We start from the raw sequence: 13,107 nt of genomic DNA on the forward strand, positions 1-13,107 counted from the left end.
GACTGGCAGAGCCGCCGGGCAGTCCTATAAAGGCCGGATGCTCGACATCTCGCATGCCATCGCCCAGCCCGATCACGCCCCCGGCGCGATCAGCCGCCATGCCTATCGTCCGCCTGCCTGGCTGGTGCCGGAAACGCGGCTGGTGTTCGATCTGGATGCCGCCGCGACTCGCGTCACCGCGACGCTACACGTCACGCGGCAGCATGGCGAGGAACCGCTGCGGCTCGACGGCGCGGGCCAGACGCCGCTGGCGGTGCGGGTCGACGGCGTCGCGACCGACGCCTGGCGGATCGAGGGCGAACAGCTCGTCATCCCGCTCACCGGGACCGCACATACGGTCGAGACCGAGGTGGAGATCGCGCCCGAGCGCAACACGCAGCTGATGGGCCTCTATGCCAGCGGCGGTATCCTGTGCACGCAATGCGAGGCGGAGGGCTTCCGCCGCATCACCTATTTCCCGGATCGCCCCGACGTGCTCAGCCGCTACAGCGTGCGGCTGGTCGCCGATTGCGCGCGCTATCCGGTGCTGCTCGCCAACGGCGATCCGGTCGACGCGGGCGAGCTGGCGGACGGCCGCCATTGGGCGGAGTGGAACGATCCCTTCCCCAAACCCTCCTATCTGTTCGCGATCGTCGCGGGTGACCTTGCGGTCAACCGCGGCAGCTTCACCACCATGTCAGGCCGCGAGGTGCAGCTCGGCATCTGGGTGCGCGCGGGCGACGTCGCCAAGACCGACCATGCGCTCCACGCGCTCACACTGTCGATGGCGTGGGACGAGCGCGTCTACGGCCGCGAATATGACCTCGACGTGTTCAACATCGTTGCGGTCGACGACTTCAACTTCGGCGCGATGGAGAACAAGGGGCTGAACATCTTCAACAGCCGCTACATCCTCGCCGACCCCGATACCGCCACCGATTACGATTACGACGCGATCGCCGCGGTCGTCGCGCACGAATATTTCCACAATTGGTCGGGCAACCGGATCACCTGCCGCGACTGGTTCCAGCTCAGCCTCAAGGAAGGCTTCACCGTCTATCGCGATCAGGGCTTCTCCGCCGATCAGGGCTCGGCAGCGGTCAAGCGGATCGAAGACGTCCGCGGCCTGCGCGCCGCCCAGTTCCCGGAGGATGCGGGGCCGCTCGCGCATCCGGTCCGCCCGGAAAGCTATATCGAGATCAGCAACTTCTACACGGCGACCATCTACAACAAGGGCGCCGAGCTGATCCGGATGATGGCGACGATCCTCGGCCCGCAGGCCTTCCGCGCCGGCACCGACCTTTATTTCAGCCGCTTCGACGGCACCGCGGCGACCTGCGAGGATTTCGTCGCCTGTATGGAAGAGGCGAGCGGCCGCGATCTCGGCCAGTTCCGCCTCTGGTACAGCCAGGCGGGCACGCCGCGCGTCGCCGCCAGCCTGTCGCATCAGGCGGGCGAGGGCCGCGCGACGCTGCGCCTCGCCCAGCACGTCCCCGCGACGCCGGGCCAGCCCGACAAACAGGCGATGGTGCTGCCGCTGCGCATCAAGCTGTTCGGCGCGGAAACCGGCCAGCCGCTCGGCGACGAACGGCTGGTGCTGCTCGACCAGCCGGCCAGCACGATCGTGTTCGACGGCATCACCGAACGCCCGGTATTGTCGGTCAACCGCGGCTTTTCCGCGCCGGTGATCATCGAAAGCGACCGTTCGGCCGCCGACCTCGCTTTCCTCAGCGCGCAGGACGACGATCCGTTCGCGCGCTACGAGGCGATGCAGCAGCTGATGCTCGACACGCTGGTCGCCGCCACCGTCGAGGGGCGGGCCGATCACGATGCGGTGGTCACCGCGGTCGCCAATACGCTCGACGACCGCGCGCTCGACCCCGCCTTCGTCGCCGAGGCGGTGCTGCTGCCCTCGGAGAGCTTCATCGGCGACCAGCTCGCAATGGTCGATCCCGAGGCGATCTTCCGCGCGCGCGAAGGTCTGCGCCGGGCGCTCGGCCTGCGCCTCGCCGCTCGCTGGCGCGACGCCTATGACGGCGCGCCGGACGGCGCCTATGTCTACAGCCCCGCCGCCAAGGGCCACCGCCGGCTGCGCACCGTCGCGCTCGGCTATATCGCGGCGAGCGGTGCCGACGATGCCGCGACGATCGCCTTCCGCCAGTTCGAGCGCGCCGACAATATGACCGACCGGCAGGGTGCGCTCGGCACGCTCGCCAACGGCTATTCGGACGAGCGCGAGGCGGCGCTCGACATCTTCTACCATCGCTATGCCGGCAATGCGCTGGTCATCGACAAATGGTTCCAGACGCAGGCGCTGTCGTCGCGCGACGATACCGGGCGGCTGGTCGCCGAACTGGCGCGGCATCCCGACTTCACGCTCGCCAACCCCAATCGCGCGCGGTCGCTGGTCGGCGCGTTCGGCGCCAACCAGCGCGCCTTCAACGCCGCCGACGGCAGCGGCTATCGCTTCCTCGCCGACCAGTTGATCGCGCTCGACCGGCTCAACCCGCAGACGGCGGCGAAGCTGTTGCCGCCGCTGGCGCGCTGGCGCCGCTTCGACGCCGGCCGCGCCGCGCTGATGCGTGCCGAGCTCGAACGGATCGTCGCCGCGCCCGGCCTGTCCAAGGATGTATTCGAACAGGCGACGAAGAGCCTCGGCTGAGGCGCGCGCCGGGGCGGCACGTCCCTACGTCCCGATAGAAATTCGAGCCCGCACCAACGGGCGGCCGCCGAGTCGGCGCAAAATGAAGTCAAAGTAATAAGTCGCTGAGTTCCATCCGTTATTGGTCGCAATCGCGATTGCCGCCGGCGAAAACCACGCTTAGGCTCGCGAAGACATATGGGGGATTCGACCGGTGGCGATGCGGCGGACGGTGACGGGCGTGGCGGTGGCAGCGATGCTGGCGAGCTGCGGCGGCGGGGGTGGCGGCGGCTCGACCGGATCGATCGGCAGCGTCACGCCGACCCCGACGGCGACCGCCACGCCGACGCCGACCGCCTCGACCGGCTGTTCGCTGCGCGACCGGCAGGACTGGGTCGCGGCGCAATTGCGCGAATGGTATCTGTTCTACGACACGCTGCCCGCGAGCCTCGACCCGACGCCCTATACGACCGTCGACAGCTATCTCGACGCGCTCACCGCGACGGCGCGGTCGCAGAGCAAGGATCGCTATTTCACCTATCTCACCTCGATCAAGGAAGAGGACGCTTATTATAATTCCGGCTCGACCGCCGGCTTCGGCTGGCGGTTCGGGCTGACCAGCGATCTCCACCTCTACGTCACCGAAGCCTTCGAAGGCTCGCCGGGCCTCGCCGCCGGGGTCGATCGCGGCGCCGAGATCGTCGCGATCGGCACCAGCGCGAGCAACCTGCAGACCGTATCGGCGCTCTACCAGGTCGACAACAACGGCACCGCGCTCAACAATGCGCTGGGGTCGGACACCGCGGGGACGACGCGCTACTTCCAGGTGCGCGACGCGAGCGGGACGCGCACCGTCTCGGTCACCAAGGCCGATTTCACGCTGAGCCCGGTGTCGAGCCGCTACGGCGCGCAGATCATCACCGATGCCGGCCAGCGCTACGGCTACGTCAATCTGCGCACCTTCATCTCGACCGCCGATGCGCAGCTGCGCGCCGCGTTCGACCAGTTCCGCACCGCGGGCGTCACCAACATCATCGTCGATCTGCGCTACAATGGCGGCGGCCTGCTTACGACCGCGCAGCTGCTTACCAACCTGCTCGGCGCCAATCGCGCGACCACCGACGTGCAGAGCTACACCACCTTCCGCCCGGAGAAATCGACGGAAAACCAGACCGCCTATTTCGCTCCGCAACCGCAATCGGTGGCGGCGACCAAGATCGCCTTCATCGGCAGCCACAATACCGCCTCGGCGAGCGAATATGTCATCAACGCCTATATTCCCTATCTGCACGCCAACGCCGGGCTGATCGGCACCAACACCTATGGCAAGCCGGTCGGCCAGATCGCGCTCGACCGCTCGGCGTGCGACGACCGGCTGCGCGTCATCGCCTTCGCCTTGCAGAATTCGGCGCGGCAGGGCGCGTATTATACCGGGCTCGCCAACACGGTGGAGGCGAGCTGCAGCGCCGGCGACGACATCGGTTACGCGATGGGCGACCCGCGCGAGGCGTCGACCCGCGCCGCGCTCGACTTCCTCGAGGGCAAGAGCTGTACGCGGATCGGCAGCTCGGCGAGCGCCGACGCACGCGCGCTGTCGGTGGCGACCGCGCGCGAGGCGCTGCAACCGGTTGGTCCGCGCATCTCCACCGCGCAGCGCGAGGTGCCGGGGCTGTTCTAACCCGGTCATCAGCCGGTATGGGCGTCGCCTCAACCTTGGGGGCTATGCGATGCAGGACGACGATGACAGCTTCGTCTATGACGAGGCGACGGGCGAATGGATCAGCGCGGCGGATGCCGCCGCGGCGACGGCCGGGAGCAGCGCGGGGGAGATGGTCGAGGTGCGCGACTCGGTCGGCAACCTGCTCGCCGATGGCGATCAGGTGACGCTGATCAAGGACCTCACCGTCAAGGGGGCCGGACAGACGCTCAAGCGCGGCACGCTCATCAAGAGCATCCGGCTGACCGGCGACGCGCAGGAGATCGACTGCAAGTTCGACGGGATCAAGGGCCTGGTGCTGCGCGCCGAATTCGTCCGCAAGCGCTGAGGTGACGCCGGCGATCGATCCGAGCTGGCAGGCGGCGCTCGCAGGGGCGCTCGCCACCCCGGCGATGGCGGCGCTCGACGCCTTCCTCGCGGCGCAGGCGGCATCGGGCGAGATCATCTTCCCGCCCGCCGACGAGCGGTTTCGCGCCCTCGCGCTGACCCCGCTCGACCGGGTGCGTGTCGTCATCCTCGGTCAGGACCCCTATCATGGGCCGGGCCAGGCGCACGGCCTCGCCTTCTCGGTGCGGCCCGGGGTCAAGCCGCCGCCGAGCCTCGTCAACATCTACAAGGAGTTGCAGGCCGATTGCGGCATCGCTCCGGCGCGACACGGCTTCCTCGACCATTGGGCGCGGCAGGGCGTGCTGCTGCTCAACACGGTGATGAGCGTCGCCAGCGGCCGCGCCGCGTCGCACCGCAATCACGGCTGGGAGGCGTTCACCGACGCGGTGATCCGCGCGGTCGCGGCGCAGCCCGGCCCGATCGTCTTCCTGCTGTGGGGCGCGCATGCGCAGGCGAAGGCGGCGTTCGTGCCTGACGATGGCACGCATCTGGTGCTCACCGCGCCGCATCCTTCGCCGCTGTCCGCCTACAAGGGTTGGTTCGGCAGCCGCCCGTTCAGCCGGACGAATGCCTTTCTGGTCGCGCATGGTGCTGCGCCGATCGACTGGGCGCTGCCGGAGATGGTCGAATCTTGACATTGGACAGGTTGTTGTCCAATGAGACGCTATGCATACTGTCAGCTATTCCGATGCGCGCGAGAACCTCAAGGCGATGATCGACAAGGTCGTCGCCGATCGGGCGCCGTTGGCGATCACCCGGCAGCGGGGTGAAGGCGCAGTGCTGGTTTCGGCAAGTGAATGGGCCTCGATCGAGGAGACACTGTACCTCCTGCGCTCGCCCAAGAATGCGGAGCGCTTGCTGGAGGCGGTGCGGGGCTTCGAGAGCGGCGAAGACGGTGTGCCGTTTTCGTGAACGTCAGTTTCTGGCCGACGGCGTGGGATGACTATCGCCATTGGCAGCAGCAGGATGCGAAGGCAGTCGATAAGATCAACGCGCTGATCGAAGAATGTCGTCGCCATCCGTTTTCCGGCACCGGCCGGCCCGAGCCGCTGGGCGGTAATCTGACCGGCTGGTGGTCACGTCGGATCAATCACGAGCACCGGCTGGTCTATCGCGTCGCGGGCCGCGGCGAGGAGCAGGTGCTGCAAATCGCGCAATGCCGCTACCATTACTGACGCTGTACCGCATCCTTTGTCGGCCCCGTGCGATTGGCAGCACGAAGGAGAGCCGGACATGACCGAAGCCTATTGGAACGGTACGCGCATCGCGGCGAGCGACGATATCGTCACCGTCGAGGGCAACGCCTATTTCCCGCGCGATGCGGTCGACCCGGCGGTGCTGGTCGATAGCGCGACGACCAGCGTCTGCCCGTGGAAGGGCACGGCGCATTACCATAGCCTACGCGTCGGCGACGCCGAGAATCGCGACGCCGCCTGGTATTATCCTGAGCCCAAGGACGCGGCGCGCGAGATCAAGGACCGGATCGCCTTCTGGAAAGGCGTCGAAATCCGGTGACCGGTCACCAGATCGGCACCGTCACCCGTTCCTCGTCGGGATGGACGACATAGGTGATGCTGGCCGGCACGATGCTCGCGCCGCGATAGGTGGGGACGACCGTCAGGGTGCGCCGCCTGCCGCCGCCTACGGCCAGCAGCATCAGCCGTGCCGTCACCGCGGCGATCCGCCGTGCCGCCTCGGGCGGGACGAACAGTTCGTTGACGCGATCCGCCGAACCGCCGAGCTCCCGCGGAACGAGCCACGTCTGCACCAGCGCCCCGCGCAGCGCCAACACCCGCGCCTTCGCCCGCGACGACACCACGGCGAGATCGACCGCTGGTTCCGCCGCCTGCGCCATCACGATCGCAACTGCCATGCCTAGCCCCCGGTTGCTGGTCCATTCGATCTGTGACGCCGCACCGCGGCGGTATTGCTGGCTTTCGGTGTCGCACCGGGCGGGCAGCGGTTATCTTGCGATCCGCCACATACCGTTGCGAAAGCGGTAGACGTTGGGCGAGACACACCGTGACTGCTGCTCGCAATCTTCGACGACCGCCGCCTTGAATCCGTCGAAGTCGACGCCATCCGGCTTGGTCGCGACGAAGACGTAATCGTCGGCAACGACGGTAACGAACAGATCAGGCCCGATTGCCGCGGATAGACGCGCCCAGCCGGGAAGGTCGATCAACAGCGCCGCGGCCAACGGCCAGTGCTCGAAAACGATCGGCGCGTTTCGGAGAGCGGCGACCGTCGGTAGCTTCGGAAGCGTCGCCCGAGTCTGACGCAACGCCAACGTCCAGCCCTCGGCGGGATTCAGTCCCAAGTCCCGGAGCCTGGCAGGCGACATCAGCACCGTTGTCTTCGCTGTAACCGCCGCAACGATCGCAAACAGATCCTCACCGACCGGATGCATCACCGGCAAGCGCTCTCCGGCCATCGTCGACTTGACGTAATCGACATAGTCTTTGCCGCGGATCACGATTCGCAACTGGCTACGGTTGAATTGCGGTTTGGGAGGAAGAGCCAGCGTGTTCTCGACGAATTCTGTTTTCGTCGACGCACAGTCCGCCGGAGTCGAGTGCGAACAGACGTGCCGCAGATGGTCGAGCATCACCGTCATCGGCTCCCGCCCGGGCATCGTGACGCGCAACGTCAAGGCATCCCGCGGGTCGATCGTGACGGAGACACCCGGCTTTGCGTCGCGGAACCGCTGCGCCATGTCGCGGGCGAACCTGTCCTCCGCCGGCGCTGCCGAGCAGCACGCCAGCGAAAGGCACAGCAAGGACAGTGGCCGAATCCCTCGCACGTCCGTCATCCCGATCGATGCGGGAAGATTAAACCGTCACCTGCATCGATCAAGTCCGATCAACTATGCCCTTGATGCACAATATATCTGTCTGCGGGACGAAAACAGGCAGCAATCGTCTTGGCTCAGTCCGAGTGATAAAAGTCTTTATTCCACCGGTACATAGACCTCGCCACCCTGCGCGCGGAACTGCTCGCTCATCGCCGCCATGCCGGCCTCCGCCTCCGCGGCGGCGACGAAGCTTGCCACCGGCGCGTTCTGCTTCGCCGCGAAGTCCCTCACCTCCTGCGTGATCTTCATCGAGCAGAATTTCGGCCCGCACATCGAACAGAAATGCGCGGTCTTCGCGCCCTCGGCCGGCAGCGTCTGGTCGTGGAACGATTCGGCGGTGTCGGGATCGAGCGACAGGTTGAACTGGTCGCGCCAGCGGAAGTCGAAGCGTGCGCGGCTCAAGGCGTCGTCGCGCAGCTGTGCGGCGGGATGCCCCTTGGCGAGATCGGCGGCATGGGCGGCGAGCTTGTAGGTGACGACGCCGGTCTTGACGTCGTCGCGATCGGGCAGGCCGAGATGTTCCTTGGGCGTGACGTAACAGAGCATCGCACAGCCGAACCAGCCGATCATCGCCGCGCCGATGCCGCTGGTGATATGGTCGTAGCCCGGTGCGATATCGGTGGTCAGCGGCCCGAGCGTGTAGAAGGGCGCCTCCCCGCACGCCTCTAGCTGCTTGTCCATGTTCTGCTTGATCTTGTGCATCGGCACATGGCCCGGCCCCTCGATCATCACCTGCACGTCCTGCGCCCAGGCGCGGTGGGTCAGTTCGCCGAGCGTATGGAGTTCGGCGAATTGCGCCTCGTCATTGGCATCGGCGATCGCCCCGGGGCGCAGGCCGTCGCCGAGCGAATAGGCGATGTCATAAGCCTTCATGATCTCGGTGATTTCGTCGAACCGCTCATAGAGGAACGATTCCTTGTGATGCGCGAGGCACCATTTCGCCATGATGCTGCCGCCGCGGCTGACGATGCCGGTGACGCGCTTGGCGGTCATCGGCACATAGGCGAGGCGCACGCCGGCATGGATGGTGAAATAGTCGACGCCCTGCTCGGCCTGTTCGATCAGCGTGTCGCGGAATACCTCCCAGGTCAGGTCCTCGGCGATGCCGCCGACCTTCTCGAGCGCCTGATAGATGGGCACGGTACCGATCGGCACGGGGCTGTTGCGGATGATCCATTCGCGCGTGTCGTGGATGTTGCGGCCGGTGGACAGGTCCATCACCGTGTCGGCGCCCCAGCGCGTCGCCCAGACCAGTTTGTCGACCTCCGCCGCGACGTCGCTCGCCACCGCCGAATTGCCGATGTTGGCGTTGATCTTGACCAGGAAGTTGCGGCCGATCGCCATCGGCTCGCTTTCCGGGTGGTTAATGTTGGACGGAATGATCGCGCGGCCGCGCGCGACCTCGTCGCGGACGAACTCGGGCGTGACGAAATCGGGGATCGCCGCGCCGAAGCTCTCGCCGTCGCGGACGTACTGCGCCAGCCGCTCGCGGCCGAGATTCTCGCGCGTCGCGACATATTCCATCTCGGGCGTGACGATGCCGCGCCGGGCATAATGCATCTGGCTGACATTGTGGCCCGCCTTGGCGCGCAGCGGACGGGTCAGGCCGGCGCGCGGGAATTGGGCGACGCCGCCCGACCGGTCGGGGCCGAGCTGGCCATTGTCCTCCGGGCGGATCGCGCGGCCGTCATAGGCCTCGACGTCGCCACGCTCGGCGATCCATGCCGCCCGGCGCGGCGGCAGGCCGGCCATGATGTCGATCGTCGCGGTCGGATCGGTATAGGGACCGGAGGTGTCGTAGACGCGCAGCGGCGGCTCGCCCGAGGCGGGGTCGAGCGCGATCTCGCGCATCGCGACGGCGAGCGGACCGACGTGGACCTTGCGCGATCCCCGGATCGCGCCGGTGGTGACGCCGATCGCGTTGGTGGCGGCGGGGGCGGGTCGGTCGGCCATCTGTCTCTCTCCATGCGCGGAAAGAGAATGCGGATTTCCCGATGAAACCGCTCCCTCCCTCCGCCGGTATCAACCGGATCAGGTTCAGCGGGTCGAGGGCTGCGGCCCTCCTCTCAAGCGCTGCGTCAGCGCTCCCCCGGGGAATATGTCGTCGTTATACGCGCTTGGCGGGCGCGATCAACCGCTCGCCGCCGAGGTGCGGATATTGCCGTTGAGCCCCGCCGGGAAGAAGCCACCCGAACCCACCGCGGTCTTGTTGAGATAGACGATGTTGAGCACCTGCCCGGTCGAGCGGCTGTAGGCGACGCCGTTGCTGTCGGTCGGCACGACATTGGCGGTGGTGGTGTCGCCGATCCCCTGATCGTCGTCGCTGCTGCCGTCGAGGCTGTCGCGCGCGTCGGAGATCTTCTGCGTGTTGGCGAGGATCGTCGAGGCGCCGGCCAGCGTCTCGGCCGGGTCGACGCCCTTGCGGTAGAGCACCGAGCGGATCAGTCCGGCGTGATAGCCCTCCGTGGCGAGGATACCCGCCGCGGCTTCGAGGAACACCTTGTTGACGATCAGCGGCGAGGCGCCCTTGTAGGCGGAGACGCCGACATCCTCGAACAGATAGGCGCCGAGCAGGAAGCTGATGTCGTCGGCATAGGGATTGAAGACGTCGCTGCTGCCGATCACCCCGGCGGCGCGCGCCGCGGCGGTGAACGCGCCATTCGCATCACCCGAGATGTTGATTGCCGGCATCGCCACCGCCGAGCTGCTCAGGATCGAGCGCAGGAAGGTGACGTGCGCGACCTCGTCATTGGCGATCTCGCGCGCATATTGCGCCACGATCGGGTCTTGGAACGGCACCAGCGCGCCGCCGGTGACGCTGCCGAGCGTGCCGACGCCGCTGACGATGCCGCTGGTCAGCCCCTGGCCGAACGCCGCCCAGCTGTAGAAGCTCGCCTCGAGATATTCGAGGTTGAGCGCGAAGTTGAGCACGTCGGCATCGGCGGCGAGCGTCGGCGTCGTCGCGGTCGGCGTCGGTGTCGGCGTACCGCTGCCGCTATCGCCGCCGCAGGCCGCGAGCAGCGAGAGCGCGCCCGCCGAGGCGGCGGCGCCGCCGGCGTAACGCAGGAAGTTGCGCCGTTCGGCGCGGCGATCGGCGATCGCGTCGAGGATCGTGTCGGTCGGAAGGTCGGTCATCGGGGCTACCCCTGCAAGCGTTCGGATTCTGGCGGGATCAGGAGGCGACCGCCGCCTTGATGGTGCCGTTGAGGCCGGCGGGGAAGAAACCGCCCGCGCTCGCCGCCGCGGCGTTGAGATAGACGATGTTGAGCACCTGATTGGGGGTGCGGGTGTAGACGATGCTGTTGGCGTCGGTGGGGACGATGTTCGACACCGCATAGGTGGGCGTCGGCGTCGCGGTCGCGGTCGGCGTGGGAGTTGGCGTCGCGGTCGCCGTCGCGGTGGGGGTCGGCGTCGGCGTCGCCTGGCCCGGCGCGACGGTGGTGCCGGGGGTGATCCCCTGGTCGATGTCGGTGCCGCCGTCGAGGCTGTCGCGCGCGTCGGAGATCGCGCTGGCGCTGGCGATCAGCGCCGATCCGCTCGCCGATCCGCGCCGGAACAGCTCGCCGCGGATCGTCGCGGCATGATAGGCCTCGACCGCGAGGATACCCGCCGCCGCTTCGACATAGGTGGTGGTGAGGAGCGGCGCCGCGCCCTTGTAGGCGGTGACGCCGACGTCCTCGAACAGATAGGCGGCGAGCAGGAAGGCATCCTCGCTCGCATAGGGATTGAAGCTGTCGCCGCTGTTGATCAGCTTGGCGGCGAGCGCGGCGGCGGAGAAGGCGCTGGTCGGGCTCACCGACAGATCGAGCGCCGGTTGCGCGACGGCGGCGCTGCCGAGCGCGGTGCGCAGATAGGTGACGTGCGCGAGCTCGTCCGCGGCGATCTCGCGGGCGTAGCGGGCGAGCACCGAATCGGTGAAGGTCACCGCGCGCGCGCCGCTGAAATTGGCGGCGCCCTGCGTGCCGGCACCGGTCAGCAGGTTGGCGGCGATGCCGGCGCCGCCGGTCGCATAGGCATAGAATTGCGCCTCGAGATATTCGAGGTTGAGCGCGAAATTGAGGATGTCGGCATCGGCATAGGTGGTGGTCTGCGCCTCGGCCGATCCCGCCATGGTCAGCGCCGAGACGCCGGCGGTGACCGCCATCGCACCCATCGCGGTGCGGAAGAAGTCGCGGCGTTCGGTGCGGCGCTGGACGCGGGCGTCGAACGCGGCGGCGATCGCGCTGTCGGTATCGGTCTGGGCGGTCATTACTCGGGATCTCCCCACGCGCGGGCGGCGCAGCCGTCGCCCCTGGATGGCTTGCCGTTCCGCATCCCGCCGGAGGCGTCAAGCCCATCGCGGCGGAAAACGCCCATGATGCGACGGAAGCGGCACCCGCGGGAAACGAAAATCCTCCCCCGGTCGCAAGACCGAGGGAGGACCCGTGCGCCGGCCGGCCGGGAAGGGGCAGTCGACCGGCCGCGGACCGACCCGTCAGCCGAGGCCGACGGTGTAGTTGGGATCGGGATTGTTGGTGCCCGCCGGGAAGAAGCCGCCGCGGGTGCGGTTGCTGCCACTGACGTTCAGATAGGCGATATTGTGCACCTGCTGGACGCTGCGGCTGTAGGCGATGGCGTTGGCATCGGTCGGGACGATGTTCGAGATCGCATTCGCCTGGCCGATATTGGTGCCGGCGATCCCCTGATCGTCGTCGCCGTTGGTGCCGGTGCTGGTGCCGTCGAGCAGATCGCGCGCGTCCGAGATCTTGGTGGTCGCGGTGATGATATCGGCGTTGGTGATGCCGCGCGTGTAGAGGATCGAGCGGACCAGCCCGGCGTGATAGGCCTCCGCCGCCAGGATCCCTGCCGCCGCGTCGAGATAGGTCGCCGAGATCACCGGCGACGCCCCCTTGTAGGCGGTGACGCCGATATCCTCGAAGATATAGGCGCCGAGCAGGAAGTTGGTCGGGCTGGCATAGGGATCGAACAGCCCGGTCGACCCGACCACCCCGGCGGCGCGCGCCGCCGCGGTGAACGCGCCGGTCGACGTGCCCGACAGGTCGATCGCCGGCTGCGCCACCGCGGCGACACCGAGCGCCGTGCGCAGGAAGGTGACGTGCGCGATCTCGTCCTGAGCGATCTCACGCGCATATTGGCCGATCAGCGGATCGCCGCTGAAATCGACCGCGCGCGGATAACCGGCGCCCGAGCCGGTCACCACCGCGCCGGGCGTCCCCGTGCCGGTCAGCAGCGAGGCCGACAGGCCGACGCCGAATGCGGCGTAACTGTAGAATTGCGCTTCGAGATATTCGAGGTTGAGCGCGAAGTTGAGCACCGCCGCATCGGTGCTGACCGAGGTCGCGGTCGGCGTCGGCGTGGGCGTCGGGGCCGGCGAGGGATTGTTGTCGTCGTTGCAGCCAGCGAGCAGCGCGAGGCCACCCGCTGCGGCGACGCTGGTGGCGGCGGTCTTCATGAAGGCGCGACGCGCGGCGCGACGGGCGACGGCGGCCTCGACGATGGCGAGGACGGAAGTTTCGTGTGTCATAGATC

General features: G+C 67.7%; 13 protein-coding genes and 1 riboswitch. Of the genes, 7 read left to right on the forward strand and 6 right to left on the reverse strand.

Going from position 1 to position 13,107, the window contains the following annotated elements:
* Positions 1–37 precede the first annotated feature (37 nt).
* From pepN to V8201_RS12965, 7 genes are all read left to right on the forward strand, one after another.
* Positions 38–2,641: an aminopeptidase N gene (gene pepN, locus V8201_RS12935; protein ID WP_336545559.1), complete on the forward strand. Its 2,604-nt coding sequence runs from the start codon at positions 38–40 to the stop codon at positions 2,639–2,641.
* Between the two features lie 199 nt (positions 2,642–2,840).
* Positions 2,841–4,298 carry a S41 family peptidase gene (locus tag V8201_RS12940; RefSeq protein WP_336545606.1) on the forward strand — a complete coding sequence of 486 codons (1,458 nt, stop codon included), beginning with the start codon at positions 2,841–2,843 and terminating at the stop codon, positions 4,296–4,298.
* 49 nt (positions 4,299–4,347) lie between these two features.
* Complete coding sequence (locus tag V8201_RS12945; RefSeq protein WP_037536014.1) at positions 4,348–4,665, forward strand: alkylphosphonate utilization protein; 318 nt, start codon at positions 4,348–4,350, stop codon at positions 4,663–4,665.
* 1 nt (position 4,666) lies between these two features.
* Positions 4,667–5,359 (forward strand): uracil-DNA glycosylase, encoded by a 693-nt coding sequence (gene ung / locus V8201_RS12950; protein ID WP_336545560.1) that lies wholly within the window; start codon positions 4,667–4,669, stop codon positions 5,357–5,359.
* Positions 5,360–5,390: 31 nt separating this feature from the next.
* Positions 5,391–5,636, forward strand: a complete 246-nt coding sequence (locus V8201_RS12955; RefSeq protein WP_037536012.1) for a type II toxin-antitoxin system Phd/YefM family antitoxin — start codon at positions 5,391–5,393, stop codon at positions 5,634–5,636.
* Positions 5,633–5,899, forward strand: coding sequence for a Txe/YoeB family addiction module toxin (locus V8201_RS12960; RefSeq protein ID WP_336545561.1), 267 nt, complete (start codon positions 5,633–5,635; stop codon positions 5,897–5,899). The genes V8201_RS12955 and V8201_RS12960 overlap by 4 nt, the downstream gene beginning before the upstream one ends.
* Before the next feature lie 58 nt (positions 5,900–5,957).
* Positions 5,958–6,239, forward strand: coding sequence for a DUF427 domain-containing protein (locus tag V8201_RS12965; RefSeq protein ID WP_336545562.1), 282 nt, complete (start codon positions 5,958–5,960; stop codon positions 6,237–6,239).
* A gap of 4 nt (positions 6,240–6,243) precedes the next feature.
* Here V8201_RS12965 and V8201_RS12970 read toward each other — a convergent pair whose 3' ends face one another.
* The 6 genes from V8201_RS12970 to V8201_RS12995 all read right to left on the reverse strand — a co-directional run bounded on the left by V8201_RS12970 (position 6,244) and on the right by V8201_RS12995 (position 13,102).
* Entirely contained in the window at positions 6,244–6,597 is a 354-nt protein-coding gene (locus V8201_RS12970) for a hypothetical protein (protein WP_336545563.1), read from the reverse strand.
* Between the two features lie 90 nt (positions 6,598–6,687).
* Positions 6,688–7,440 (reverse strand): hypothetical protein, encoded by a 753-nt coding sequence (locus V8201_RS12975; protein WP_336545564.1) that lies wholly within the window; start codon positions 7,438–7,440, stop codon positions 6,688–6,690.
* A 234-nt stretch (positions 7,441–7,674) separates the two neighbouring features.
* Entirely contained in the window at positions 7,675–9,531 is a 1,857-nt protein-coding gene (gene thiC / locus V8201_RS12980; protein WP_336545565.1) for a phosphomethylpyrimidine synthase ThiC, read from the reverse strand.
* Between the two features lie 38 nt (positions 9,532–9,569).
* A riboswitch (TPP riboswitch) is annotated at positions 9,570–9,679 on the reverse strand.
* A gap of 29 nt (positions 9,680–9,708) precedes the next feature.
* Complete coding sequence (locus tag V8201_RS12985; protein WP_271299799.1) at positions 9,709–10,713, reverse strand: ferritin-like domain-containing protein; 1,005 nt, start codon at positions 10,711–10,713, stop codon at positions 9,709–9,711.
* A 37-nt stretch (positions 10,714–10,750) separates the two neighbouring features.
* Positions 10,751–11,827: a ferritin-like domain-containing protein gene (locus V8201_RS12990; protein WP_037536000.1), complete on the reverse strand. Its 1,077-nt coding sequence runs from the start codon at positions 11,825–11,827 to the stop codon at positions 10,751–10,753.
* A gap of 225 nt (positions 11,828–12,052) precedes the next feature.
* Positions 12,053–13,102 carry a ferritin-like domain-containing protein gene (locus V8201_RS12995; RefSeq protein WP_037535998.1) on the reverse strand — a complete coding sequence of 350 codons (1,050 nt, stop codon included), beginning with the start codon at positions 13,100–13,102 and terminating at the stop codon, positions 12,053–12,055.
* Between the last annotated feature and the right edge of the window lie 5 nt (positions 13,103–13,107).

Source organism: Sphingomonas kyungheensis (genome assembly GCF_037120395.1).
GTDB lineage: Bacteria > Pseudomonadota > Alphaproteobacteria > Sphingomonadales > Sphingomonadaceae > Sphingomonas > Sphingomonas kyungheensis.

Excerpts from the sequence above, each read along its gene's own strand:
- V8201_RS12965 (WP_336545562.1), top strand. The coding sequence starts at position 5,958 with ATGACCGAAGCCTATTGGAACGGTACGCGCATCGCGGCGAGCGACGAT.
- V8201_RS12995 (WP_037535998.1), bottom strand. The coding sequence starts at position 13,102 with ATGACACACGAAACTTCCGTCCTCGCCATCGTCGAGGCCGCCGTCGCC.
- V8201_RS12945 (WP_037536014.1), top strand. The coding sequence starts at position 4,348 with ATGCAGGACGACGATGACAGCTTCGTCTATGACGAGGCGACGGGCGAA.
- V8201_RS12970 (WP_336545563.1), bottom strand. The coding sequence starts at position 6,597 with ATGGCAGTTGCGATCGTGATGGCGCAGGCGGCGGAACCAGCGGTCGAT.
- V8201_RS12940 (WP_336545606.1), top strand. The coding sequence starts at position 2,841 with ATGCGGCGGACGGTGACGGGCGTGGCGGTGGCAGCGATGCTGGCGAGC.
- V8201_RS12975 (WP_336545564.1), bottom strand. The coding sequence starts at position 7,440 with ATGGCGCAGCGGTTCCGCGACGCAAAGCCGGGTGTCTCCGTCACGATC.
- thiC (WP_336545565.1), bottom strand. The coding sequence starts at position 9,531 with ATGGCCGACCGACCCGCCCCCGCCGCCACCAACGCGATCGGCGTCACC.
- pepN (WP_336545559.1), top strand. The coding sequence starts at position 38 with ATGCTCGACATCTCGCATGCCATCGCCCAGCCCGATCACGCCCCCGGC.
- V8201_RS12985 (WP_271299799.1), bottom strand. The coding sequence starts at position 10,713 with ATGACCGACCTTCCGACCGACACGATCCTCGACGCGATCGCCGATCGC.
- V8201_RS12990 (WP_037536000.1), bottom strand. The coding sequence starts at position 11,827 with ATGACCGCCCAGACCGATACCGACAGCGCGATCGCCGCCGCGTTCGAC.
- V8201_RS12955 (WP_037536012.1), top strand. The coding sequence starts at position 5,391 with ATGCATACTGTCAGCTATTCCGATGCGCGCGAGAACCTCAAGGCGATG.